This is a genomic window from Acidisoma sp. (assembly GCF_035492295.1).
Classification (GTDB): Bacteria; Pseudomonadota; Alphaproteobacteria; order Acetobacterales; family Acetobacteraceae; genus Acidisoma.
The window spans coordinates 1-24,724 of the sequence record NZ_DATJJK010000091.1; the positions used below are offsets into that span (position 1 = coordinate 1).

The following is a 24,724-nucleotide window of genomic DNA, read 5'->3' on the forward strand; positions in this document are numbered from 1 at the left end:
GCGCCGGCCTGGACGATCACCGGCCACCCCTGGACGGGGCGGGCGATGTTCAGCGGACCTTTGACGGACAGATGCTCGCCCTTATGCGCCAGCACATGCATCTTCCCGGGGTCGAAAAAGATGCCGGACTCCTTGTCGCGCAGCCAGGCATCATCCGCCCAGGAATCCCAAAGCCCGGTGACGACGTCATAAAATTCCCGCGCGCGCGCATAGCGCGCGTCATGCTCCATCATGTCGTCCCGGCCGAAGTTCAATGCGGCATCGGGGTTCGCCGTGGTCACGATGTTCCAGCCCGCGCGGCCCCCGCTGATATGGTCGATCGAGGCGAAGCGCCGGGCGATATGATAGGGCTCGTCGAAAGTGGTGGACGCGGTGGCGATGAGGCCGATGCGCTCCGTCACCATGGCGAGCGCCGAGAGCAGCGTCAGCGGCTCGAAGGAGGTGGCGGTCGCGCTCCGCTTCAGCGCGTCCATGCTCATGTTCAGCACGGCGAGGTGATCGGCCATGAAGAAGGCGTCGAAACAGCCGCGCTCCAGCGTCTGGATGAAATGCGTCAGGTGCTTCAGGTTGAAATTCGCGTCGGCGGAGGCGCTTGGGTAGCGCCACCAGGCGGTATGGATGCCGACGGGGCGCATGAAGGCGCCCAGATGCAGCTGTTTCGTCATGACAGGCTCTCCACTGTTACGAAGAGCTTCGCCCGAGCCCCCCGGCCGCGCAACGGCCAGGGAGCCATGACAGTCATTCCATCGTGTGCGCAGCCGCCAGGCAGGAGTAGATCACCAGGTCGGAGACCTTGGCATCCATCGGCACCACCTGCACGGCATGTTCCAGCCCCGTCAGCACTGGGCCGATCACCCGCGCTTCTCCAAGACGGGCCACCATCTGCGTCGCAATCTGGGCGGCGTCCAGCCCGGGCATGATGAGGATATTGGCATTGTCGGTCAGGCGCGAGAAGGGATAACGCTCCCGCAACTGGCCGTCGAGCGCCACTTCCGGTGTCATCTCCCCGTCGAACTCGAAATCCGCCCCTTCCGTCTCCAGGATGCGCACGGCTTCCGCGAGCCGACCGCCGGCGCCGGCCAGCGGCTGGCCGAAAGTGGAGGAGGCGCAGAAGGCGACGCGCGGGCTCTGGCCCAGGGCACTCATCCGCATCGCGGCGACCCGCGCGATGGTGGCGAGTTCCTCGGCCGAAGGTTTCAGGTTGATGAGCGTGTCGGCCACCAGCAGCGTCTGATGCGGCGAGACGACCATGGAGAGACCGAAGGCCACGCGGCCGGGCTTGATGTCGATGGCGAGGCGGATCGCATCCAGCGCCTGCGCCGGCGCGCGGGTGAGGCCGGTCACCATCCCGTCCGCATCGCCGAGTGCCACGGCACAGGCGGCGAAGACGTTACGATCCTGATTGACCATGCGCTGCACATCCCGCAGCAGATAGCCGCGGCGCTGCAGGCGCCCGTAGAGGTATTCGGAGTAGCGCTCGTTATTTTTGTGATCGTCCATGGCGGCAAGCCGCGCATTGCGGATCTCGATGCCCTTGTGCAGCGGCAGTTCGAGCCGCGAGAAGGCGGCGCGCACACGATCCTCGTTGCCGATGAGAATGGGGGTGCCAAAGCCTTCCTTCTGATACTGGGCAGCTGCCCGCACCATGGTCTCGTTCTCGCCTTCCGCGAAAACGATGCGTTTGGGCTGGCTGCGCACGCCCTCGGTGATGAGATCGAGAATGTTCACCGCCGTGTCGAGGCGCGCGGCGAGCTTGCGGCGATAGAGCTTCACCTCCGGCAAAGGCAGGCGGGCGACACCGCTTTCAACCGCCGCCTGCGCGACTGCCAGCGGAATCCGCGTGATGAGGCGTGGATCGAAGGCATTGGGGATGATGTATTCGGGGCCGAAGCGCAACTGGCGGGCGGCGGCGCGATGCACCTCGTCCGGCACGTCCTCGCGCGCGAGCTCGGCGAGCGCCTGGGCGGCAGCAGCCTTCATCGCCTCGTTGATGGTGCGCGCCCGCACATCCAGCGCGCCGCGGAAGATATAGGGGAACCCCAGAACATTATTGACCTGATTGGGATAATCCGAGCGGCCTGTGGCGATGATGGCATCCGGGGAAGCGGCACGCGCCTCCTCCGGGGTGATCTCGGGGTCGGGATTGGCGAGCGCCAGGATGATCGGACGCGGCGCCATGCTTCGCACCATGTCCTGGCTGAGCGCGCCCTTGGCCGATAGGCCGAGGAAGACATCCGCGCCGCGTACCGCGTCCTCCAGCGTTCGCAACCCGGTCTCCACCGCATGGGCCGATTTCCATTGGTTGAGGTCCGTCCGACCGCGATGGATCACGCCTTTGGTATCGCAGGCGAGAATGTTCTCGCGCTTCATGCCGAGCGTCAGCAGCAGGTCGATGCAGGCGATCCCGGCCGCCCCCGCGCCGTTGACGACAAGACGGACATCCGCCAGATCACGCTTTGTCAGATGGCAGGCATTGATCAGGGCGGCGGCCGCGACGATGGCCGTGCCGTGCTGGTCGTCATGAAAGACCGGAATATCCATCAGCTCGCGCAGGCGGGTTTCGATGACGAAGCATTCCGGCGCCCTGATGTCTTCGAGGTTGATGCCGCCGAAGGAGGCACCGAGCAGCTTCACGCAGCTCACGAATTCCTCAACATCCTCGGTGGAAACTTCAAGGTCGATGCCGTCGACATCGGCGAAGCGCTTGAAGAGCGCGACCTTGCCCTCCATCACCGGCTTGGAGGCGAGCGCACCGATATTGCCCAGGCCCAGCACGGCGGTGCCGTTGGAAATCACCGCCACCATGTTGCCGCGGGTCGTATAGGTATAGGCGAGTTCGGGGTTTTCCGCGATCTTGAGGCAGGGGGCAGCGACCCCTGGCGAATAGGCGAGGCTGAGGTCCCGCGCCGTCGTCAGCGGTTTCGAAATCCGGGTCTCGAGCTTGCCCGGACGCCCGGAGGCGTGCAGTTCGAGGGCGCTTTCCGACAGGAAAGCAGGGCCCGTCCCCGCCGTCTCTTGATCCGGCATCTGCGTTCCATCCCATCTTGATTGGCAGCGCTCATTGGCGCCTTGGACGAAAGGTTAGCCTGACATTTCAGACGAAATCCAGACGATTAGCCGCGAGCGCCCTCGACCGAAGGTCTGGCCTGCACGCCGGGCGCGGCTCGGGCGGACGCGGCTCGGCCGGACGCGGCCCGGCCGGCGCTCCTATAGCGCAGCGCGTCGACGAGAAGGCTGAAGGCCGCGGAGGGCTGCCGGCGGCTGGGGTAATAGAGGTGATAGCCGGCAAAGGGCTGGCACCAGTCCTGCAGGACGGGCACAAGCCGCCCGGCGGCGACGTCCTCTTCCACGTGATCCTCGACGATGCAGGTGAGGCCGAAACCCTCCCGGGCCGCCTGCAGCATGGGCTCCACCTCATTGAAGATGAGGCGGCCTTCCACCCGCACCCGCAACTCCCTGCCGCCCTGGCCCAGCTCCCAGGCGTAAAGCCCGCCCGCACTCCGCAGCCGCAGGTTGATGCAGTCGTGCTGGGCGAGGTCCTGTGGTGTTTCCGGCCGGCCGCGCCGGGCAAAGTAATCGGGAGAGCCCACCACGGCCATGCGCAGATCGGGGCCAATGCGGACCGCCACCATGTCCTTGGCAATCGATTCTCCAAGCCGCACCCCGGCATCGAAGCGCTCGGCCACGATATCGGTGAAGCCGGCATCGACTGAAAGTTCAACCCGAATATCTGGATAGAGTGGCAGCAAGCGGCGGAGCGCAGGCCAGATCAGCGTCTTCGCCGCGTGCTCGGCGGCGGTGATGCGGATGGTTCCGGCCGGCTTCTCTCGCAGGTCGCCGATGGCCGAAAGTTCCTGCGCGATCTCCTGCAGTGCCGGGCGCAGAGTCAGGATCAGCCGCTCCCCCGCCTCCGTCGCCGCGACGCGCCTGGTCGTGCGCGTCAGCAGACGCACACCGAGCCGCGTTTCCAGCCGTCGCACGGTATAGCTCAGCGCGGATTGAGAAGTTCCCAGCCGGGCTGCGGCGCGCGTAAAGCTCTGTTCCTCGGCCACCGCCAGGAAGGCATTCAGGTCGATCAGATCCTCACGCCGCATTCATGAGCCTCGGATATAGCTTCATGCTCATTGTAGCGGATTAATCGGGGCGCGCGACCGGTGCATCATGCAATGGGCTCAAACGCCCTAGTTCTACCGATAGAGGTTACCATGAACACCACAGGTTATGCGGCGCTCCGCTGCGACGCACCGCTCGAGCCCTTCAGCTTCGAACGCCGGGCGCCGCGCCCGAACGACATCGCGATGGAGATTCTCTACAGCGGCGTCTGCCATTCCGACCTGCATCAGGCCCGCAACGACTGGGGCTGGAGCAGCTATCCGATGGTGCCGGGCCACGAGATTGTCGGCCGCGTCACTGCTGTGGGCTCGGCGGTCACACGCTACAAGATCGGCGATGCCGTCGCTGTGGGCTGCATCGTCGACAGCTGCATGAGCTGCGACCAGTGCCGCCGGGGCGAGGAGCAGCTTTGCCGCGCGAATGCGACTCAGACCTACAATGATCGTGACCGGATCGACGGCACGCCGACCTATGGCGGCTATTCCAAGCACCTTGTGGTGCGGGAAGAGTTCGTGCTGCGCGTGCCGGAGGGGCTGGACCTTTCCCGCGCCGCGCCGCTGCTCTGCGCCGGCATCACCACCTATTCGCCGCTTCGTACCTGGAATGTCGGCCCGGGCAGCAAGGTCGGCGTCATCGGTCTCGGTGGTCTCGGCCATATGGCGGTGAAGCTGGCCGTGGGTCTCGGCGCGGAGGTCACCGTCATCAGCCGCGCGAGGGACAAGGAGGCCGATGCCCGCGCGCTGGGTGCGGACCACTACCTCGTCTCGAGCGATACCGAGGCCATGGCACAGGCAGCGAGCCGCTTCGATCTCATCATCGATACCGTGCCTGTCGATCATGATCTGACAACCTATCTGCCGCTGCTCGACGTCGATGCGACGCTGGTGATCGTCGGTGTCGTCGGGCCGATCCAGGGCACGAACACCGTGCCACTGCTGATGGGCCGCAGGCGGGTTGCCGGTTCGCCCATCGGCGGCATCGCCGAGACTCAGGAGATGCTCGATTTCTGCGCCCGCAAGAACATCCTGCCGGAATGCGAGACGATCCGGATGGATGAGATCAACGGGGCTTTCGAGCGCATGGAGCGCGCCGATGTGCGCTACCGCTTCGTGATCGACATGGCGAGCCTGCCCGCCGCCGCGTAACGCTGCCATCCTGCCGGGCGCCCTTCCCGGTACCCGGCAGAAACGAACTAGCCTGCTGATCTGGCTGGCCGTGACGTGACGGCCAGCCAGGCGCAGAAGAGCGATCCCAGCCCGCATAAGCCGATGACACCACCCATCGGCCAGGGCGTGCCATCCGCGAAGACGCCGAGCAAAGCCGAGGTCAGGATGCCGCTGCCATATTGCAGCGCGCCGACGAGGGCAGAAACCGCGCCCGCACGATGTGGAAAAGCCGACATGGCACCCGCGATGGAATTCGCGACAATCAGGCCGGTGGACGAGATGTAAACGAAGAGCGGAATCGCCAGCCCGGCGAGACCGCCGAAGCCGCTCCAGGCGTCCGCCGCAACCACCAGGGCGGCGACGGCCGAGCCTGCCGTGCCAGCCCGAAGCAGGCGCACGCCACCCAATCGAGTGACGAGCCGGGCATTGATCATATTGGCCAGCATGATGCCGATAATGGCGACCGCGAAGAGCAGGCCATAGAAGCGCGGCGGGACGTGGTAGTAGGTGATATAGACGAAGGGCGTGCCGGCGATATAGGCGTAGACACCGCCATAGAGGAAGGCTCCTGCTCCGGCATAGCCCAACAGCCGCTTTTGCCGGATGAGCATGAAATAGCCCGCCATCGCCTGTATCACCGGCTCGTGGTTCCGCCGCCCCTCGGGCAGCGTCTCGGGTAAGCGCAGCACAGCCACCAGCGTCAGCGCTCCGATGCCGACGAGCACCCAAAAGATCGCCCGCCAGGAGGCAAGAACAAGAATCTGTCCGCCCAGGATCGGCCCCAGTAGCGGCGCAATGGCCATCACCGTGATGAGGGTGGAAAGCATCTGCGCCGCGCGGTCGCCGGTATAGAGATCCCGCACCATGGCACGTGACAGCACAACGCCCGCGCAAGCGCCGACCGCTTGGAGGACACGCCAGCCGATGATCTCCCCCGCACTTGTCGAAAGGGCACATCCGGCCGAACCAACCACGAAAAGAAGGATGCCGATCGCGACCGGCAGGCGGCGGCCGTGCCGGTCCCCGATCGGGCCCCAGAGCAGCTGGCCCAAGCTGAAGCCGATGAGATAGCCGGAGATGGTCAGTTCCATATGGCCCGCATCGGACCGTAGCGCCTCCGTCATCCGTGGCAGGGCCGGGAGATAGAGATCGGTCGAGATGGAGGCGAAGCCCATCAGCGTGCTGAGCGTCGCCAACACGCGCAGGCCGTGCCTGCCCGCCTCCATCTCCGACAGGCTTGCAGCTTGAGCCGTCAATTCGGTCACAGCTCCTGCGCGGTCGGGCGGAACAGGATTTCGTTGATGTCGACCTCTTCCGGCTGGCTCATGGCGAAGGAGACGACGCGGGCGAAGGACTCCGCCGGAATGGCGATGTTCTCATAGAACGCACGGACATTCTTGGCCGCATCGGGGTCGGTCACGCTATCCGGTAGCTCGGACATCACCGCGCCCGGCGAGATGATGGTGGTGCGGATATTGTGCGGTTTCATCTCCATGCGCAGCCCTTCCGAGAGCATACGAACGGCGGCCTTGGTGGCGGCATAGACGGCGCTGCCTTGGCGCACCTTGTGACCGGCGACCGAGGAGACGTTGATGATATGGCCGCTCTTCTGCCGGATCATATGCGGCAGGGCGGCATTGATGCCGTAGAGAACGCCTTTGATGTTGACATCGATCATGCGGTCCCAATCCTGAACGCGGCCGCGCTCCAGAAGGGAATGCGGCATCAGGCCGGCATTGTTGAGGATCACATCCACCCGGCCATGCAGCGCGACCGCCGCATCCACCAGCGCCGTGACCTGTGCCGCATCGGTGACGTCGGTTTTCACGGCCGCCCCCGTAGGCAGACGCAGCTCCGTCGCGAGCGCCTGCAGCCGGTCCATCCGGCGCGCGCCGAGGACGACTTTCGCGCCCTGTTCGGTTAGCAGCCGCGCGGTCGCCTCGCCCAAGCCACTGCTGGCGCCGGTGATGACGACAACCTTGCCTTCGATATTCTGTGTCATGGTCTTCTTCCTTCAAAACAGGCGAAAGCCCGCGCCCCAGCAATGGGGCGCGGGCTTTCGGTTTGCGCAGGTTCTAGCGGCCGGTGGTTGCCATGAGATGAGCGGGATAACGCTCGCCTTCGACATCGATCGCGGCGAGCGCCGTGCTGATCTTGGCGAGATCGCTGACGCTCAGTTCCAGATCGGCCGCGCCGATATTCTCCTCGAAGCGGCTGAGCTTGGTGGTGCCTGGGATGGGTACGATCCAGGGTTTTTGCGCCAGCAGCCAGGCCAAAGCGAGCTGTGCTGGCGTCGCGCCCTTCTCGGCCGCGAGGGTCTTCAGCAGGTCGATCAGCGCCTGGTTCTTCTCCATCGCCTCCGGCGTGAAGCGCGGCAGAAGCCTGCGGAAGTCGCCTTCCCCCAGCTTGGTGTCACCGCTCATAGCACCTGTGAGAAAACCCTTGCCGAGTGGGCTGTACGCGACAAGGCCGATGCCAAGTTCCGCACAGGCTTCGAGGATGCCGTTGGTCTCGGGCCCGCGCGTCCACAGCGAATATTCGTTCTGCAACGCCGCGACGGGCTGCACCGCATGGGCGCGGCGGACGGTGGCGGCACCGGGCTCGGACAGGCCGAAATGGCGCACCTTACCAGCGGCGATGAGGTCCTTCACCGCGCCGGCGACCTCCTCGATCGGCACATCGGGATCGACGCGATGCTGATAGAAAAGGTCGATCACATCGATGCCGAGGCGCTTGAGCGACGCGTCGGCCACGGCGCGGATCTGCTCAGGGCGGCTGTTCATGCCGGCCATCTTGCCGTCCACGATGTTGAAGCCAAATTTCGTCGCGATCACCACCTGCTCGCGCAGCGGCCGCAACGCCTCACCCACGATTTCCTCGTTGGTATAGGGGCCGTAGACCTCTGCGGTATCGAAGAAGTTTTCGCCGCGTTCCACTGCCTGGCGGATCAGCGTGACGCTTTCCGCAGTGCTCAGCGCGTGGCCGTAGCTGAAATTGAGACCCATGCAGCCGAAGCCAATGGCCGAGACTTCGAGACCGCTTTTGCCGAGTTCGCGTTTGTGCATCATCTTTCTCCTCTCGGTGGCACAGCTGCGCCACCCGTTCGGACAAGAATAGGGCGCGAGACCTCCATCAATAAGGCGGCATAATCTGCATGTTATAATATCGTCAGTTCATGAAATGCTCCGCCGTGCGGCCATCTTGCTCGACATGCAGAACCGTCTGGTAAAGCGCCGGAGGATCCTGCGTGTGAGCATCGGTGGTGACCGCGTCGCCTGCGCGATCAAATCCTTTCGTCATCGCGCCAGCGCGTCGACCGAAGAACCACCGCCGTGGCGGCGCCGGTATTCGGCCGGTGTCACGCCGACGCGCCGAAGGAAAGCCCGGCGCAGTACGTCGGCATCAGCAAACCCACAGGCGGCCGCCACCTGCTTTGGCATCTGGCGGCCCTCTTCCAACAGACGGCGGGCCGCTTCCACGCGCGCCATTTCCACCCAGACGGCCGGCGTCATCCCAAGATCGGCGCGGAACATGCGGGCGAAATGCCGTGGGCTCACCTTCATGCGCTCGGCCAGAGCCGACACGCTATGGTCGAGCGCCGGATAAGCGGCGACCCATCGCTGCACCTCCTGCAGCGCTGCGCGACCCGCGGGCGCCGCCTCGCCCCGGCGGCTGAACTGCAACTGGCCCCCGGGTCGCTTGAAGAACATGACGAGCTGGGCAGCGACGGCCATGGCGATCTCCCGCCCCAAATCCTCCTCGACCAGCGCGAGCGCGAGGTCCAGCCCCGCCGTGACGCCGGCGGCCGTGCGCACCCGGCCGTCACGCAAATAAATCGCATCTTCTTCAAGCAGCACGGCGGGATAGCGCGCCGCCAGAATTTCAGCCACGGCCCAATGGGTGGTAACGCGGACACCATCCAGCAGCCCGGCCGCCGCTAGGGCAAAGGCGCCGCTGCAAACCGAACCGTAGCGGCGCGCCTGCGACGCTTTCGCCCTGAGCCAGGCGATAAGCGATGCCTCAATCTCCGTCTTGTCCGCATGCGGGCAGCCGGCGACGAGAAGCGTATCCACCCGCTCCTCGGTCCCCTCGCCCACGATCTCATCGGGGATCAACCGCACACCGGAGGAGCTTGCGATGGGGCCAGGGGCGGTCGCGATCACGGTGAGTTCGTAGGCGGCAAAGCCTGCCTGGACATTCGCCTCCGCGAAGACATCCAGCGGCCCCGACACGTCCAGAAGTTGCACACCCGGCAAGGCAAGTACCGCGATCCGTCGCTTTTGCATGAGCCTCTCCTGCCATGTCCGCCTGAGTCCGGTTTTGTCTTAAATCGACTGAAACCGTTAATTGAAGACATATGAGCCGAAGCCTAGCCTTGGCGCAAGCTTCACCCACAGGAGGACATCATGACGGACATCGACCCCCGCGCCGCGATACCGGACAGCAGCCTGGCCCGTGCCATTACGGAATTCGTCCGCGATACCGAGACCGAGCTGCTCTTCAACCATTCCAGCCGCGTCTATCACTTCGGCGCCCTCGCCGGGCTGCAGCGCGGCCTCAGTTTCGACCGCGAACTGCTCTATGCCGGCGCCATGTTCCATGACGTGGGGCTGATGCCGAGCCATAGCAGCGCACATGAGCGCTTCGAAGTGGACGGCGCTTTCGCTGCGAGAGACTTCCTGCGCAGCCACGGCATCTCTGAGGAAGACGCCTATACGGTGTGGACGGCGATTGCCCTGCACACGACCCCCGGCGTGCCGCAGCACATGCACCCGGTGGTCGCCCTCGTCACCGCGGGCGTCGAGATGGACGTGCTCGGCCTGACGTACCAGCAGTATTCGGATGTGGAGCGTGAAGCCGTCGTCCGTGCTTTTCCACGCACGCCAAAGTTCAAGGAAGACATCATCCAGGCCTTTTACGAGGGCATCCGCCATAAGCCGGACACGACCTTCGGCAACGTCAAGGCGGATGTGATCGCGGATAAGGAGCCGCATTTCCATCGCGGCAATTTCTGCAGCGTCATCCGCTGCTCGGCCTGGCACGGGTAAAGCCAGTCTGGCTCATACGCAGACAAGCGGCCGCTTGCTGCCATGCACGGCTTGCGCTTCTTCGCCGGATGACGAGGGTCATATAAAAACCCCATCCGGCGGGGGAGGCTGAGATCCGCGTTTCAAAAGCACAGGCTGCCGCGAACCGCGAGCGGGTCATCGAGGCCGCAGCGAAGCTCTTTCGCGAGCACGGGTTCGACGGCGTCGGCATCGACGCCGTGATGGCGGAGGCCGGCCTTACCCATGGCGGCTTTTACAAAAGCTTCGGCTCCAAGGACGAGCTGATCGCCGAGGCCTGCCGCCGCGCAGCCGACCGTTCCAACGAGACATGGCGCGCTGAGGAAGAGAAGGCCGCCGATCCCTTGGAAGGGCTGGTAACGCAGTATCTCTCCATGGGGCATTGCCGCGACCCTGGCTCAGCCTGTCTCTTCGTCACTTTGGCAGGCGATGCCGCCCGGCGTGATTCCGCGGTGCGGGACGCCTTCGCCGAAGGCCTGCACGGCTTTTCCGGTCACATCGAGGCCCTTCTGCCCCACCTCTGCGCGGAACGCCGCCATGAAACGGCCCTCGCCATCGCCGCCACCATGATCGGCGCCGTGACGATCGCCCGCGCGACGAACGACGACGCCTTCGCGGCGAGCGTGCTGCAAGCGGCGCGCGCCTCCATCCTGCAGCTTGCTGCGGATCAGCAGACCTAACTCCCCCCTCTTTCCTCGTCGCCTCTGAACGGTCGCGCCGCACCGCGTCCATTTTAGATGTCCATTACCATCTATTTTTGTAATAGATGGTATCCGTCATCTAAGAGTGGTCGCGCGCCTTCGCACGTGCGAGATAGAGGTGAAGCTCCGCCCCCGGGTCGTCCGGGGTCGATCGCCACTCGGGGCCAGTCGGGACGAGGAGACGCTTTCTCGCTCTCCCGGCCGCGTGCCTCAAAAATCTTTCAGATTCCTCTGTGACAATAGGCAAACCATGGATGACATGACCCGATGGTCGGAGGCCGAGGAGCGCACGCCGCCCCCCGTGCGCTCGCGCTTCCGATGGCGGTTGCTGGTTGGAATCGGCCTTGTGGCCGCCGCCGGTGCCTTCTGGATGAGCCCCTGGAATCCCATGGGGCAGCGGGCGGCGCAGACCGCTCAGGCGGCCATACCGCCGGCTCCGGTGACCGTCAGCGCGCCGCTCCAGCGTGCCGTCGCTGCCCAGATCGGCTTTCTTGGCCAGTTCTCGGCGGTTGACCGCGTCGATCTCCGCGCCCAAGTCGGCGGCACGCTGGCCGAAATCGACTTCAAGGACGGGCAGATCGTGAAGAAGGGCGATCTGCTCTTCGTCATCGACCCGACGCCCTATCAGATCAAGCTTTCGGAGGCGACGGCACAGCTCACCTCCGCCCAGTCCCACCTCGTGCTGGCGCAACAGGAACTCTACCGCGCCCAAACGCTGAAGCGCACCGATTTCGGCACGGCCGAGAATGTCGATCAGCGCCAGGCCGATGTCGGCGCGGCCCAATCCGCTGTGGATGATGCGAAGGCGCAAATCCGCGACGCTGCCTTCGACCTGCAGCATTGCCGGATCACCGCCCCGTTCACCGGGCGCATCGGCGCGCATCAGGTCTCGGTCGGCAGTCTCATCGCCGGCAGCCGCTATGCGAGCGGCACCACTACGCTGCTCGCCACCATCGTCTCGCTCGATCCGATCCATCTCGACTTCGACATGAGCGAGGCCGATTACCTGACCTTTTCGCGTGAGCGCGCGGCCACGCCCGGTCCGCTCGCGGACCAGATCGCGTTTCACCTGTCGGACGAGACGCAGTTCACGCATCAGGGAACACTTGATTTCGTGGACAATGAGATCGACCGTTCCAGCGGCACGATCCATGCGCGCGCGACGGTCAGCAACCCGAACCTGCTGTTGACGCCCGGCGCCTTCGCGCGCATCCGCCTGGCCGTTGCGCCGCCTGCACCGGCCTTGCTGGTGCCGGATGCGGCCGTTCTGCTCGATCAGAACCAGCACATCGTTATGACCGTGGCACCGGACGGCACGGTCGTGCCGAAGCCCGTCGATACCGGCGATCTGCGCGGCGGCCTGCGCATCATCCGATCCGGCCTCGCCGCGAATGACCGCGTCATCATCAACGGGCTCATGCGCGCCATGCCGGGCGCGAAGGTAACGCCTGAACCCGGCGCCATCGCGTACAACCCTGCTGACGACAAGAGCTGAGGGGAGACCGATCATGCGCCTCGCTCATTTCTTCATCGAGCGGCCGATCTTCGCGATCGTGCTGAGTGTCTTCCTCACCATCGTGGGTCTCGGCGCTCTGGTGATTCTGCCCATTGCGCAATATCCCGAAATCGTACCGCCGACGGTGCAGATTTCGGCCGTCTATCCCGGCGCCTCGGCCGAGACGGTGGCCCGCACGGTCGCGACGCCTCTCGAACAGCAGATCAACGGCGTCGAGAACATGCTCTATATGAGCAGCCAGTCGACCGGTGACGGCAAGCTGACGGTCACCGTCACATTCCGCATCGGCACCGATCTCAATGTCGCGCAGATGCTGACGCAAAACCGGGTGGACAATGCGCTGTCCCGCCTTCCGGAGGATGTGCAGCGCCAGGGTGTCACGGTACGGAAATCGACGCCGAACATTCTGCTCGCCGTGCATCTCTATTCGCCCGACCAGTCCCGCGACCTGCTCTACATGTCCAACTATGCGACGCTGCATGTGAAGGACGCCTTGGCCCGCCTGCCGGGCATCGGCGACGTGCAGTATATGGGTGCCCGCGAATACGCCATGCGCATCTGGCTCGATCCGGACAAGGTCGCTGCCCACGACCTGAATGCGGATGAGGTGCTGGCCGCCCTGCGGGCGCAGAACATCCAGGTTTCGGCCGGCGTGCTCAACCAGCCGCCCGTGCATTCGGACGAAGCCTATCAGATCAACCTGCAGGCGCTTGGCCGCCTCTCGACCCCTGCTCAGTTCGCGAACATCGTTCTGAAATCGGATTCAGACGGCCGCGTGACGCGGCTGCGCGATGTCGGCCGCGTCGAGATCGGCGCCGCGGATTACGGCTCCACCAGCTACATGGACCGCGGTCCCGGCCTGCCGCTGCTCATCTTCGCCCAGCCCGGCGCCAATTCCGTCGCCGTCGACCACGAAGTGACGAGCACGATGCAGCGCCTGGCCCAGGATTTCCCGCCCGGCCTGTCTTACAAGATCATCTATGACCCGACCGTCTTCATCGGCAAATCCATCCATGAGGTCGTGCAGACGATCTTCGAGGCGATCCTGCTGGTCGTGCTCGTCGTTATCCTGTTCCTGCAGAGCTGGCGGGCCTCCATCATCCCCGTCATCGCTATTCCCGTCTCTCTCATTGGCACCTTCGCGATCCTCGCGGCGGTTGGGATATCGCTCAACAACCTCTCGCTCTTTGGCCTTGTGCTCGCCGTCGGCATCGTGGTGGACGATGCCATCGTCGTGGTCGAGAATGTCGAGCGCAACCTGCATCTCGGCATGGAGCCAAAGGAAGCCGCCCACCGCACCATGGACGAGGTCGGCGTGGCGCTGATCGCGATTGCGCTGACGCTCTGCGCGGTCTTCGTGCCCTCGGCCTTCCTCTCCGGTATTTCCGGCCAGTTCTTCCGCCAGTTCGCGGTAACGATCGCGGCCTCCACCGTCATCTCCTGCTTCGTCTCCCTGACCCTGAGCCCGGCGCTGTGTGCGATGCTGTTCAAGGCGCATGTCCGCGGCAACCATGTGCGGCGTAGCCTGGCGCGGCGGTTTCTTGATGCCGGTTTCGGCCGCTTCAACCGTGGCTTCGACCGGCTTTCCAACGGCTACGGCCAGGCGACCCGCCGGCTGATACGGGCAAGCGCCCTGATGCTTGTCGTCTATGCCGGGCTTCTGTTGCTGACCGGCGTGCAGTTCGCGCGCACGCCGACCGGCTTCATCCCCGAACAGGACCAGGGCTATCTCATCACCGTCGTGCAGTTGCCGCCCGGTGCCTCCCTGGAACGTACCGAGGCTGTGGTGAAACAGGCGGTGGACATCATTCTCTCCACCAAGGGAGTGGAGCATGTGGCACCCTTCGCGGGGCTTGATGCGACAACCTTCACCGTCGCGTCCAACGCGGGCACGATCTTCTCCGGCCTGCCCTCGCTCTACAGCCACCACATCAAGGGCGTGACCGCGAATACGGTGCTGGCTGATCTGCGGAAGAGACTGTCGGTCATCCAGGGCGCCTATGTGCTGACCATTCCGCCACCGCCCGTGCCCGGCATCGGCAGTGCCGGCGGCTTCAAGATGATGCTGCAGGATCAAGCAGGACTTGGCCCGGATGCGCTGGCTCAGGCCGCCCAAGCCCTGGTCGGCGCGGCCAACAAGGACCCGGCGATCGCCGGCGCCTTTACCCTGTTCAGCGCGCGCTCACCCTCGATCTATCTCGATATTGACCGCGAGAAGGCCGAGATGCTGGGCCTGACGCCATCGGATGTCTTCGATACGCTGCAGCTCTATCTCGGCTCACAATATGTCAACGACTTCAACTATCTGGGCCGCACCTTCCAGGTGATTGCACAAGCGGACGGAAGTTTCCGCCGCAATAGTCAGGACATCTCGCGGCTCAAGGCGCGCAATGCCCAAGGCCAGATGGTGCCCATCGGCAGCGTGGCGCGGCTGCAGCCGGAAACCATCCCCTACCGCGTGCCGCGCTACGATCTGTTCCCGGCAGCCGAGGTGATGGGCGTCGCCGCACCCGGTGTAGCCACCGGCACGGCGCTCGCACATATGGAGGCGCTCGCCCATCAGGTCCTGCCGCATGGCATCGGCTTCGAATGGACGGAACTCGCCTATCAGCAGCAGCAGCAGGGCACGCCGACGCTGCTGGTTTTCGGCGCTGCGGCACTCTTCGTCTTCCTCGTTCTTGCAGCACAGTATGAGAGCTGGAAGCTGCCCCTCGCCGTGGTGCTGATCGTGCCGATGTGTTTGCTCGCCTCGGTGAGCGGTCTCCGGCTGCGTGACCTGCCGATCGACATCCTGGCCCAGATCGGGTTCGTGGTGCTGGTGGGCCTGGCTGCCAAGAATGCGATCCTGATCGTGGAATTCGCGCGCCAGGCAGAGGATGAAGGGGCGAGCCCGATGGAGGCCGCGGTGCGCGCCGCGCGCACCCGTCTGCGCCCGATCCTGATGACCTCCTTCGCCTTCATCCTGGGCGTGGCACCCCTGGTGGTGGCGACAGGCGCGGGCTCGGAAATGCGGCAATCGCTCGGCACCGCCGTCTTCTTCGGCATGCTGGGGGTGACCGGCTTTGGCCTGCTCTTCACACCCGTCTTCTACACGCTGGTGCGGCGGCTTGGCCGCCGACGCGCCCAGGCCCGCAACGTGGCAGGCGGCTTCCTCGGCAGACCGGCGCCATGACGCAGACAGCCGGACCTGCCGGGGCTCATCCCGAGGCCAGATGAGCATCTCGCCCGGATCACGGTTGTCCGAGGCAAAATAGGGAATGGCCCGAATCGTGACGGGCACCTGTGTCCTGGGGGGCGGTTCTGTAGAGGACCGCCCCCTCTGCATTGGTTTCCCGTAGGCCAGCATGGACAACGCCGGCGCGGCAGGATGCCGATCATCACGACAAAATTTTTCGCTAAATACAATTGCGCACAAACAACGGAATCAATCCTCAGCGCCCCTTTCCTCAGAAACACTGATTGTCCTGTAGTAAAAAATACGGCTAGCATACCATCGACACTATAAGTTTCGCCGCCGCCGGGCCCGTTGTCAGAACCGGGGGCGGCCAACAAGCGCGGGCCAGCTCAAGGCACCGGCAAACGAAGGAAACGACCATGACCGATGACTGCACCGAGCAGGGATCCGCACGCCGTCGCTTTCTGCAACTCGCCGGCCTGTCCGCCGGCGCCGCGAGCTTTGCCATGGCAAGCCTGGGCTCGACCCCGGCACTCGCGGAAGCCGCCGGCCGCTCCGGCAAACCGCTGAAGGCGGCCTTTTCCAACGCCGGCCTTCAGGCAACCTGGTGCGCCCAGGGCAAGCGCGCGGCGGAATACTGGGGCAAGCTCTTCAATGTTGAGGTAACCTGGTTCGACGGCGAGCTCTCGGCCCCGAAGCAGCGCGCGGCCATCGACAATATGGCCTCCGAGAAATGGGATTTCGTCGCCATCCAAGCTTTTGGCATCGGCACGCTGACGACACCCGTGAACCGCATGATCGACGCGGGTATTCCGGTGATCGACATGGATACGCTGATCGCGCCACTTGCCTCCATCAATGTCCACAGCTTCATCGCCCCGGATAACGAGTTCATGGGCGCCTCCGTCACCCAGGCCCTGGTCAATGCCATCAATGGCGAGGGCAATATCGTCATGACGCAAGGCGCGCTGGGCCATACCGGCGCGCAGGGGCGCGCCCGCGGCTTCGAATCCATCATCAAGAAATATCCCAAGATCCATGTGCTGGACACGCAGCCCGGGGATTGGGACGTCACCAAGGTCGCCCGCATCTGGGAAACGCTGCTCAACAAATATCCCAAGATCGACGCCGCCTATTTCCACAATGATGACATGGCCCTTGCTGCCTACAACGTCATGAAGGCGCATAACCGCACCAGCATCAAAATCGGTGGTTGCGATGCCATGCCGCCCGCCCTGGTGGCGGTGGAGGACGGGCGCATGACGGCAACGGTCCGCAACCCCTCCTGCCGCATCCATGCCGGCGCCCTGATCGCGGGTGTCGCGGCCGTCGTCGACGGCCAGAAGACCGGTCCAGGCGGCATCCCGAAGAACATCATTGCGGACGGGCCGGTGGTCACCCAGGCCAATGCGCCCGGCCTGATGTGGATGGAGGAGCAGTATCTGATCTGAGCTGGGCCAGCCGATGTCTCCGCTTCTGCAACTGCGCGGCGTCTCGAAAGCCTTCGGCGGCGCGATTGCACTGAGGGAGATCGACTTCGCGCTTGGCGCGGGGGAGATTCACGGGCTTGTCGGCGAGAATGGCGCCGGCAAGTCCACCCTGATGAAGATCATCGCGGGTGTTCACACGAGCTATGGCGGCGTGATGGAGCTGGAGGGCAAGCCGGTGCACTTCGCGTCGCCCGCCGATGCCCTCGCCGCCGGCATCGGCATGGTGCATCAGGAGCTTTCGGCGGTGCGCAGCCTGACCATCGCCGAAAACGTCTATCTCGGCGTGCAGCCGCTCAACCGCTTCGGTCTCGTCGATTGGCCGGCGATGATGAGCGGCGCCCGCGTGCTGCTCGACGGGCTCGGCATCGACGTCGATCCGCGCGCCCTGATGGGGTCGATCTCGCTCGGCACGCAGCAATTGGTGGAGCTTGCCCGCGTGCTGTTTTCCGGCGCCCGCATCATCATCCTGGACGAACCGACCTCGGCCCTTTCGCCACCCGAAACGCAGCGCCTGTTTGCGGTGTTGCGCCGGCTGCGCGACGAAGGCCACAGCCTCATCTTCATCTCGCATTTCCTCGACGACGTGCTGGATATCTGCAACCGCGTCACGGTCTTTCGCAATGGCGGCAAGGTTGCCGATGCCGATACCGTGGACATCGACAAGCCCTGGCTGATCCGGCAGATGATCGGCCATAGCCATGGCGAGTTGGAGGAAAGCTATACCGGCGCGCTCTATCTCGACAGCAAGCCGGATTCGACCGTTATTCTACGCGCCGAGGCGCTGAGCCTGGACGCGGCCTTTACCGATATTTCCTTCGAAATCCGCGCGGGAGAGGTTCTGGGCCTTTACGGCTATCTCGGCTCGGGCCAACTCGATCTCGCGCGCAGCCTCTTCGGCAAGGAGCCGATGAAACGCGGCCGTGTGAGCATCGACGGCCGCACCGTCACACTCACCAGCACGTCCCGGGCACGCGCTGCGGGTCTTGCCTTCGTGCCGGAAAGCCGGCGCAGCATGCTCTTTGCGGAAGAGCCGGTCTTCAAAAACATGACCATCAGCATTCTGCAACGCATCGGTCGCCTGCTGCTGCATCCGACGGCCGAGCGTGGCATCGCACGAGATCATATCGGCAGTCTGCATATCCGGCCGCCAAGCACGGAGCGGCCGCTCGGTTCCCTCTCGGGCGGCAACCAGCAGAAGGTGGCGCTGGCGCGCTGGCTGACGCACCTGCCGCGCGTGCTGATGCTGAGCGAGCCGACCCGCGGCATGGATGTCGGCGCCAAGGAGGATGTCGTCCATATCGTGCGCGGGTTGAAAGCGCAGGGGATCGGCATTCTCGTCGTTTCGACCGAACCGGAGACGGTACTGTCCATGGCCGACCGAATTCTGGTCATGAAGAAAGGCCGCATCGTGCATGAATTCGCGGGCGAAGCCATCAGCAAGGACCGCCTTCTGGCGGCCGCCTAAAGGAACAATCAGGACATGGCTGAGGTTTTGACTGAAACAGGGGGACGGGGCGTGAAGCCGGTGGCCTGGGTACGGGCGCGTCTGCGCAATATCGCGCCCTTCGTGACACTGATCTTCCTGGTCGTCTTCTTTGCCATCGCCAGTCCATCCTTCATCAGCATCGGCAATATCTGGAATATCCTGACGCAGATATCCGTCACCGGCATCATCGCCGTCGGCCTCACCTTCGTTATTCTTTGCGCAGAAATCGACCTCAGTGTCGCGAGCGTCGCCAATGCCGTCGGCATCATCGCGGCCTTCTTCACGCTGCAAGACCCGAGCGTGAACATCGCGAACCTGCCGTTGTCGGGTTGGGCCGCGATCATGATCGCCCTGGGGGCAGCGGTCGGGCTGGGCCTCATCAACGCCATCGGGATCACCCGCGTGGGTATTCCATCCTTCATCATGACGCTGGCCATGCTGCAGATCGGTGCGGGCATTTGCGCGTTGCTGGTGCGCGGGCAGATTGCCTATGCGGTGCCGCATCTCGCGGTGACGCTCGGCAGCAAGGCTCTGGGCCCGGTGCCTTGGATCGTCATCGTGCTGGCGATCACGCTGGCGGTCGGCCATGTGGTGCTGACCTATACGCGCTTCGGCCGCTACGTATACATGGTTGGCGGCAACCGAGAGGCGGCGGAGTATTCCGGCGTCAATGTGAAGCTGATCATCTCTGCCGTGATGGTGATTTCGGCCGTCTGTTCAGGCCTCGCCGGCATCCTCGGCGTCGCCTATTTCGGCAGCGCCCAGCAGAACGAATTCGATAGCTATCTGCTGGATTCCATCTCGGCCGTGGTCGTCGGCGGCACCAGCCTGTTCGGCGGACAGGGCGGCATCGGCAATACCATCATCGGGCTCTTCGTGCTCGGTGTGCTGAACAACGGGCTGGACCACGTCAATATCGACAGTTTCCTGAAGATCCTCATCCGTGGGCTGATCCTGCTCGCGGCCCTCGTCATCAACGTCTATGCACAGCGGATGAAGGCCACGTCGACCGCGGCGGAAGGCTGAAAGCCTCACACCAGTCCGAACCGTTCCTTCAGGGCATGCAGCTTCTGTTTGCTCACCGGGACGGCAGGGCCCAGCGCTTCCGGCAGGGCGACCAGAAAGCCTTCGTCCTGACGGACGAGTTCGGTGACATAGTCGAGATTGACGATATGGCTGCGATGCACGCGCAAAAAGCGTGCGGGGTCAAGCCGGCTCTCCAGCACCGAGAGGGACAGGTTGGAGAGGTAACGGTCCTGCTGTGTCACGATCGTCGTGTAATGTCCCTCCCCTTCCAGCCGGCCGATATCCTTCACATCGACAAGCACGATGCGATTATGGCGGTAGACAGGAATGCGGGAGATGAGGCGCATCGGCCCCTCGCCTGTCGCCTCGTGGCCGGCACCGTTGCGCGGTGCGGTGGTGAGTTCCGTCAGATCGTAGAAGATCATGCAGGAGCCCACGCGCCCCTCCGCCGCCACCATCTGCGAGACCTTGATCATCAGCATCCGGTCCGGGATGTTGATCATCATGGCCTGGGGCGGTGCCGATTTGCCATGCGGGGAGGAGGAGCGATGGCCGAGCAGGAAGGCGATCTTCTCCCGGCTCTTCGGCGGGTGCAGGGACAGCACATCGACCCCGAACATGGCATCGAGCGTGACGCCGAGCGACGGCTCGGCCGCCGGTCGCAGCACCTGAATGGCAACGTCGTTCATCGCCGTCACACGGTTCTCGGCATCCAGCCAGACGATTCCGGGGTTGAACTGTTCAAGCTTGTGCTGGAAGGATTCCGCAGACGCGCGCGTGCTGACGGCGGCGGGCTCGGCCGCTGCCCGGCCGACCGGATCCGGATCGGATACCACTATGTCCGGCGATGCCTTCACGCCGTCGCCTCCCCCAAAGCGAGCCTCTCCCAGGAAAGACCGGCGGGCCCCTCCGCGCAGCCATTTCCTGGCTTTTGAACCTGCTCTTCTTCCTGTCCTGACACCGTATGGAGGTTCGCTGGGGGCGGCAAGCGCCGTTTCGCCCACGCCACCGTTCAAGTCCGTTTCAGCGCCGTTCACGCTGCCGGAGCGGCATTTCAGGGGAAAGCGGTTGCCGGCGGCGGGCCCCTCCTTGAGCTTGGGCACCAGACAAAAGCAGCCGCAGTCAAGCGGTCGAGGCTAAAGGGAGAGTCTATGATCCCGCGTCCATTCGTCTATCACGCGCCCGAATCCCTCCAGGCGGCGATCGCCCTGCTGCGCGACCATGGCGACCAGGCAAAGCTCCTCGCCGGCGGCCACAGTCTCCTGCCCATGATGAAGCTGCGCTTCGCGGCACCGGAGCACCTCATTGATCTCGGCCGGATCGCGGCCTTGCGCGGCATCGAACTTGTAGGCAACGAGGTCCGCATCGGCGCCATGACCAGCGAGCGGGAGATCCTCGCCTCCCCCCTGCTCGCCGAACATCTGCCCCTGCTGGTTGAAACGGCGCGGCAGATCGCCGACCCTCAGGTGCGCACCAAGGGCACGATCGGCGGCGACATCGCCCATGGCGATCCGGGCAATGATCATCCGGCCGTCATGCTGGCGCTCGGCGCGCATTTCGTGCTGGTGGGGCCAACGGGCGAGCGTGTGGTGCAGGCGGCTGACTTCTTCCTCGGCACCTATGTGACGGCCCTCGAACCGGACGAAGTGATGACCGAAATCCGCATTCCGAAGCCGGCTGCGGGCAGCGGCACCTGCTACGCGAAGCTCAAGCGCAAGACCGGTGACTTCGCGACGGCGGCAGCCGCCGTGGTGCTGCGCGTGGAGCAGGGTCGCTGCGCAAGCGTGGCGATCGGCCTCACCAATCTGGCGCCGATGGCGATGCGCGCGGAGGCGGCAGAGGCGGCGTTGAGCGGCCATCCCGTCGATGGCGCGGCGATTGCACAAGCCGGTCGCCTGGCCGCAGAAGCCTGCGAGCCGGGTGCCGATCTGCGCGGTGACGAGGACTACAAGAAAGCGATGGCGGGCCAGATGGTGCAGCGCGCGCTGCGCACCGCCCTTTCCCGCTGCACCGGCTAAGGGACATTCCGTATGACCAAGAAAACCGCCGTCAGCTTCCGGCTGAACGACCGGCCCGTCGATGTGCTCGTCGAGCCGCGCGAACTCCTCATCCACACGCTGCGCGAGAGGCTTGAGACCACAGGCCCCCATATCGGCTGCGAAACCAGCCATTGCGGCGCCTGCACGGTGGATCTTGACGGCATGTCCGTCAAATCCTGCACGGTTTTGACCGTGCAATGCGAGAACAGCCATGTCCTGACGATTGAAGGCTTTGCCAAGGGGGGCCAGCTGCATGCCCTGCAGGAGGCCTTCATGCAGGAGCATGGGCTGCAATGCGGCTTTTGTACGCCGGGGATGATTACCCGCGCCTACCGGCTGCTGCAGGAGAATCCGAGCCCGACGGAGGAGGAGATCCGCTACTGGATGTCCGGCAATCTCTGCCGCTGCACGGGCTATCAGAACATCGTCAAGGCCATCCAGTATGCCGCCGCCAAGCTGCGTGGCGAGATCGTTGAGACCTCTCATCCGATGATGGCGGAGGTAACCGCCTGATGAACGACATCGCACGCGATCCCAAGGCCGATCTCGGCCGCCTGGAAAAGCTCGAAGGCATCGGCTGCGCCCGCAAGCGGCGCGAAGACCCGCGCTTCATCCAGGGCCGCGGCACCTATGTGGACGACATCCACCTGCCCGGCATGCTCTTCGGCGTCATGGTGCGCAGCCCCTATGCTCATGCCCGCATCAAGTCGATCGACACATCCCGCGCCCGCGCGCTGCCTGGCGTCCATGCCGTGCTCACCGCGGAGGACCTCAAGCCGCTGAAACTGCACTGGATGCCGACCCTCGCGGGTGATGTGCAGGCGGTGCTGGCGGATGGCAAGGTCCACTTCCAGAACCAGGAAGTTGCCTTCGTGGTGGCGGATGATCGTGCCATCGCCGCCGACGCCGCCGAACTCGTTGAGGTTGACTACGAGGAGTTGCCGGCCGTCGTCGACCCCTTCAAGGCGCTGCTGCCTGATGCGCCGGTGATCCGCGAGGACCTGGCAGGTAAGGATGTCGGCGCCCATGGCGCCCGGCGCCACCACAACCACATCTTCAACTGGCAGATCGGTGATCGCGACCGCACCGATCGCGCCTTCGCCAATGCCGCCGTCACGGTGACGCAGGAAATGCTCTATCCGCGCGTGCACCCCTGCCCGTTGGAAACCTGCGGCGCAGTCGCGAGCTACGATGCGGTCAAGGGCGATCTCACCGTCTGGATCACCTCCCAGGCACCGCATGTGGTGCGCACCGTGGTGGGCCTGCTCTCCTCCATTCCGGAATCCAAGATCCGCATCATTTCACCCGATATCGGCGGCGGCTTCGGCAACAAGGTCGGCGTCTATCCGGGCTATGTCACCGCCATCGTCGCCTCCATCGTGCTCGGCCGACCGGTGAAGTGGATCGAAAGCCGCAACGAGAACCTGACCACCACGGCCTTCGCCCGCGATTATTGGATGACTGGCGAATTAGCGGCGGACGCGGATGGCCGCATCAAGGGTCTGCGCGTCAATGTCACTGCCGATCACGGCGCCTTCGATGCCTGCGCCGATCCCACCAAATGGCCCGCCGGCATGTTCCATGTCTGCACCGGGTCCTATGACATCCCGACCGCGCATGTTTCGGTCGATGGCGTCTATACCAACAAGTTTCCCGGCGGCGTCGCCTATCGCTGCTCCTTCCGGGTGACGGAGGCGGTTTATCTCGTCGAACGCATGATCGACGTGCTGGCCCAGAAGCTGGGGCTCGACAAGGCGGAAATCCGCTTCCGCAATTTCATCCCCAAGGAGAGCTTTCCTTACCATTCGGCGCTCGGCCTGGATTACGATTCCGGCGACTATGCACCGGCGCTTCAGAAGGTGCTGAAGGCGGTGGATTACGAGGCTTTGCGCGCCGAACAGGCAGCGAAGAGAGCCGATCCCAATTGCCCGACGCTGATGGGCATCGGCATCACCACTTTCACTGAAATCGTCGGTGCCGGCCCCTCCAAAAGCTGCGACATCCTGGGCATCGGCATGTTCGACAGTTGCGAGATCCGCGTCCATCCCGATGGCTCGGCCATTGCCCGCATGGGCACGATCAGCCAGGGGCAAGGGCACCAGACGACCTATGCTCAGATCATCGCGACGGAAGCCGGTATTCCCGCGTCCGTCATTCAGGTCGAGGAAGGGGATACTTCAACCGCGCCCTACGGGCTCGGCACCTATGGCTCGCGCTCCACGCCGGTCGCGGGTGCGGCCGTCGCCCGCGCCTCCCACAAGATCCGCGAAAAAGCTCGCAAAATCGCAGCCCATCTTCTGGAAGTCTCGCCGGAGGACATGGAATTCGATCTCGACCAGTTCCATGTCAAAGGCGATCCTGCGCGCGCCAAAAGCATGAAGGAGATCGCCTGGGCCGCCTATAACAACGTGCCCGAGAGCATGGAGATGGGGCTGGAGGCGGTGGATTATTACGACCCGCCGAATTTCACCTTCCCCTTCGGGGCCTATCTCGCGGTGGTTGATATCGACAAGGGCACGGGCGAAGTGAAGGTCCGCCGCTTCTATGCGCTGGATGATTGCGGCACGCGCATCAACCCGATGATCATCGAAGGTCAGATCCATGGCGGGCTGACGGAAGGCTTCGCCGTCGCCTTCGGCCAGGAGCTGCCCTATGACGAGCAGGGCAATGTGCTCGGCGGTACCTTGATGGACTATTTCCTGCCGACTTCGGTGGAGACACCGCATTGGGAGACGGATTTCACCGTTACCCCCTCGCCGCATCATCCGATCGGCGCCAAAGGCGTCGCCGAGTCACCGCATGTCGGCTCCATCCCTTGTTTCAGCAATGCGGTGGTGGATGCCTTCGCCCATCTCGGCGTAACCCATACCGGCATGCCGCATAACGCCTATCGCACCTGGAAGCAGCTTCGTGCGCTCGACATTGCCGGCTGAGAGCGAAAGAGCA

Annotated in this window: 20 protein-coding genes; 11 read left to right on the top strand and 9 right to left on the bottom strand. The window is 64.3% G+C overall.

Annotation, left to right across the window (positions count from 1 at the left end):
- From VL752_RS06380 to VL752_RS06390, 3 genes are all read right to left on the bottom strand, one after another.
- On the bottom strand, positions 1 to 665 hold a 665-nt coding region (locus VL752_RS06380), incomplete at its 3' end, for an NtaA/DmoA family FMN-dependent monooxygenase (RefSeq protein WP_325353297.1).
- Between the two features lie 73 nt (positions 666 to 738).
- The gene (locus VL752_RS06385; RefSeq protein ID WP_325353299.1) at positions 739 to 3,027 is read right to left on the bottom strand and encodes an NADP-dependent malic enzyme; all 2,289 of its coding nucleotides are present in this window, start codon (positions 3,025 to 3,027) and stop codon (positions 739 to 741) included.
- A gap of 86 nt (positions 3,028 to 3,113) precedes the next feature.
- Complete coding sequence (locus VL752_RS06390) at positions 3,114 to 4,094, bottom strand: LysR family transcriptional regulator (RefSeq protein ID WP_325353301.1); 981 nt, start codon at positions 4,092 to 4,094, stop codon at positions 3,114 to 3,116.
- Between the two features lie 111 nt (positions 4,095 to 4,205).
- On the opposite strand from VL752_RS06390, the gene VL752_RS06395 reads away from it, so the two are divergent.
- The gene (locus tag VL752_RS06395) at positions 4,206 to 5,258 is read left to right on the top strand and encodes an NAD(P)-dependent alcohol dehydrogenase (protein ID WP_325353303.1); all 1,053 of its coding nucleotides are present in this window, start codon (positions 4,206 to 4,208) and stop codon (positions 5,256 to 5,258) included.
- A gap of 47 nt (positions 5,259 to 5,305) precedes the next feature.
- On the opposite strand, the gene VL752_RS06400 is transcribed toward VL752_RS06395, so the two are convergent.
- The 5 genes from VL752_RS06400 to VL752_RS06420 all read right to left on the bottom strand — a co-directional run bounded on the left by VL752_RS06400 (position 5,306) and on the right by VL752_RS06420 (position 9,565).
- A complete protein-coding gene (locus tag VL752_RS06400; RefSeq protein ID WP_325353305.1) occupies positions 5,306 to 6,544 on the bottom strand; it encodes a multidrug effflux MFS transporter in 1,239 nt (412 codons plus the stop codon).
- Positions 6,541 to 7,281 carry an SDR family oxidoreductase gene (locus VL752_RS06405; protein ID WP_325353307.1) on the bottom strand — a complete coding sequence of 247 codons (741 nt, stop codon included), beginning with the start codon at positions 7,279 to 7,281 and terminating at the stop codon, positions 6,541 to 6,543. The genes VL752_RS06400 and VL752_RS06405 overlap by 4 nt, the downstream gene beginning before the upstream one ends.
- 73 nt (positions 7,282 to 7,354) lie before the next feature.
- Complete coding sequence (locus tag VL752_RS06410; RefSeq protein WP_325353363.1) at positions 7,355 to 8,344, bottom strand: aldo/keto reductase; 990 nt, start codon at positions 8,342 to 8,344, stop codon at positions 7,355 to 7,357.
- Between the two features lie 103 nt (positions 8,345 to 8,447).
- Positions 8,448 to 8,579, bottom strand: coding sequence for a hypothetical protein (locus VL752_RS06415; RefSeq protein WP_325353309.1), 132 nt, complete (start codon positions 8,577 to 8,579; stop codon positions 8,448 to 8,450).
- Positions 8,576 to 9,565 (bottom strand): GlxA family transcriptional regulator, encoded by a 990-nt coding sequence (locus VL752_RS06420; protein WP_325353311.1) that lies wholly within the window; start codon positions 9,563 to 9,565, stop codon positions 8,576 to 8,578. The genes VL752_RS06415 and VL752_RS06420 overlap by 4 nt, the downstream gene beginning before the upstream one ends.
- 120 nt (positions 9,566 to 9,685) lie before the next feature.
- Here VL752_RS06420 and VL752_RS06425 point away from each other — a divergent pair, with 120 nt between their 5' ends.
- From VL752_RS06425 to VL752_RS06455, 7 genes are all read left to right on the top strand, one after another.
- Positions 9,686 to 10,327, top strand: a complete 642-nt coding sequence (locus VL752_RS06425; protein WP_325353313.1) for an HD domain-containing protein — start codon at positions 9,686 to 9,688, stop codon at positions 10,325 to 10,327.
- 158 nt (positions 10,328 to 10,485) lie between these two features.
- Positions 10,486 to 11,025 carry a TetR/AcrR family transcriptional regulator gene (locus VL752_RS06430; protein WP_325353365.1) on the top strand — a complete coding sequence of 180 codons (540 nt, stop codon included), beginning with the start codon at positions 10,486 to 10,488 and terminating at the stop codon, positions 11,023 to 11,025.
- Positions 11,026 to 11,296: 271 nt separating this feature from the next.
- On the top strand, positions 11,297 to 12,541 hold the full coding sequence (locus tag VL752_RS06435) for an efflux RND transporter periplasmic adaptor subunit (RefSeq protein ID WP_325353315.1): 1,245 nt from the start codon (positions 11,297 to 11,299) through the stop codon (positions 12,539 to 12,541).
- A gap of 13 nt (positions 12,542 to 12,554) precedes the next feature.
- On the top strand, positions 12,555 to 15,734 hold the full coding sequence (locus VL752_RS06440) for an efflux RND transporter permease subunit (RefSeq protein ID WP_325353317.1): 3,180 nt from the start codon (positions 12,555 to 12,557) through the stop codon (positions 15,732 to 15,734).
- Positions 15,735 to 16,156: 422 nt separating this feature from the next.
- Positions 16,157 to 17,188, top strand: coding sequence for a sugar ABC transporter substrate-binding protein (locus VL752_RS06445; protein WP_325353319.1), 1,032 nt, complete (start codon positions 16,157 to 16,159; stop codon positions 17,186 to 17,188).
- 13 nt (positions 17,189 to 17,201) lie between these two features.
- Positions 17,202 to 18,692 (top strand): sugar ABC transporter ATP-binding protein, encoded by a 1,491-nt coding sequence (locus VL752_RS06450; RefSeq protein WP_325353321.1) that lies wholly within the window; start codon positions 17,202 to 17,204, stop codon positions 18,690 to 18,692.
- 15 nt (positions 18,693 to 18,707) lie between these two features.
- Positions 18,708 to 19,739, top strand: a complete 1,032-nt coding sequence (locus VL752_RS06455) for an ABC transporter permease (protein WP_325353323.1) — start codon at positions 18,708 to 18,710, stop codon at positions 19,737 to 19,739.
- A gap of 5 nt (positions 19,740 to 19,744) precedes the next feature.
- Here the strand turns inward: VL752_RS06455 and VL752_RS06460 are convergent, their stop codons facing one another.
- Positions 19,745 to 20,596: a LytTR family DNA-binding domain-containing protein gene (locus VL752_RS06460; protein ID WP_325353325.1), complete on the bottom strand. Its 852-nt coding sequence runs from the start codon at positions 20,594 to 20,596 to the stop codon at positions 19,745 to 19,747.
- Positions 20,597 to 20,890: 294 nt separating this feature from the next.
- Between VL752_RS06460 and VL752_RS06465 the strand changes: the two genes are divergently transcribed.
- From VL752_RS06465 to VL752_RS06475, 3 genes are read left to right on the top strand one after another with little or no spacing between them, the layout of a single operon-like run.
- The gene (locus VL752_RS06465) at positions 20,891 to 21,757 is read left to right on the top strand and encodes an FAD binding domain-containing protein (protein WP_325353327.1); all 867 of its coding nucleotides are present in this window, start codon (positions 20,891 to 20,893) and stop codon (positions 21,755 to 21,757) included.
- A 12-nt stretch (positions 21,758 to 21,769) separates the two neighbouring features.
- Positions 21,770 to 22,291, top strand: coding sequence for a (2Fe-2S)-binding protein (locus VL752_RS06470; RefSeq protein WP_325353329.1), 522 nt, complete (start codon positions 21,770 to 21,772; stop codon positions 22,289 to 22,291).
- Positions 22,291 to 24,711, top strand: a complete 2,421-nt coding sequence (locus VL752_RS06475) for an aerobic carbon-monoxide dehydrogenase large subunit (protein WP_325353331.1) — start codon at positions 22,291 to 22,293, stop codon at positions 24,709 to 24,711. The genes VL752_RS06470 and VL752_RS06475 overlap by 1 nt, the downstream gene beginning before the upstream one ends.
- The last annotated feature ends 13 nt before the right edge of the window (positions 24,712 to 24,724 follow it).

Coding starts and splice junctions, on each gene's coding strand:
- VL752_RS06420 (WP_325353311.1), bottom strand. CDS start 9,565: ATGCAAAAGCGACGGATCGCGGTACTTGCCTTGCCGGGTGTGCAACTT.
- VL752_RS06465 (WP_325353327.1), top strand. CDS start 20,891: ATGATCCCGCGTCCATTCGTCTATCACGCGCCCGAATCCCTCCAGGCG.
- VL752_RS06415 (WP_325353309.1), bottom strand. CDS start 8,579: ATGACGAAAGGATTTGATCGCGCAGGCGACGCGGTCACCACCGATGCT.
- VL752_RS06455 (WP_325353323.1), top strand. CDS start 18,708: ATGGCTGAGGTTTTGACTGAAACAGGGGGACGGGGCGTGAAGCCGGTG.
- VL752_RS06405 (WP_325353307.1), bottom strand. CDS start 7,281: ATGACACAGAATATCGAAGGCAAGGTTGTCGTCATCACCGGCGCCAGC.
- VL752_RS06425 (WP_325353313.1), top strand. CDS start 9,686: ATGACGGACATCGACCCCCGCGCCGCGATACCGGACAGCAGCCTGGCC.
- VL752_RS06470 (WP_325353329.1), top strand. CDS start 21,770: ATGACCAAGAAAACCGCCGTCAGCTTCCGGCTGAACGACCGGCCCGTC.
- VL752_RS06450 (WP_325353321.1), top strand. CDS start 17,202: ATGTCTCCGCTTCTGCAACTGCGCGGCGTCTCGAAAGCCTTCGGCGGC.
- VL752_RS06395 (WP_325353303.1), top strand. CDS start 4,206: ATGAACACCACAGGTTATGCGGCGCTCCGCTGCGACGCACCGCTCGAG.
- VL752_RS06445 (WP_325353319.1), top strand. CDS start 16,157: ATGACCGATGACTGCACCGAGCAGGGATCCGCACGCCGTCGCTTTCTG.
- VL752_RS06410 (WP_325353363.1), bottom strand. CDS start 8,344: ATGCACAAACGCGAACTCGGCAAAAGCGGTCTCGAAGTCTCGGCCATT.
- VL752_RS06385 (WP_325353299.1), bottom strand. CDS start 3,027: ATGCCGGATCAAGAGACGGCGGGGACGGGCCCTGCTTTCCTGTCGGAA.
- VL752_RS06390 (WP_325353301.1), bottom strand. CDS start 4,094: ATGCGGCGTGAGGATCTGATCGACCTGAATGCCTTCCTGGCGGTGGCC.
- VL752_RS06475 (WP_325353331.1), top strand. CDS start 22,291: ATGAACGACATCGCACGCGATCCCAAGGCCGATCTCGGCCGCCTGGAA.
- VL752_RS06440 (WP_325353317.1), top strand. CDS start 12,555: ATGCGCCTCGCTCATTTCTTCATCGAGCGGCCGATCTTCGCGATCGTG.
- VL752_RS06435 (WP_325353315.1), top strand. CDS start 11,297: ATGGATGACATGACCCGATGGTCGGAGGCCGAGGAGCGCACGCCGCCC.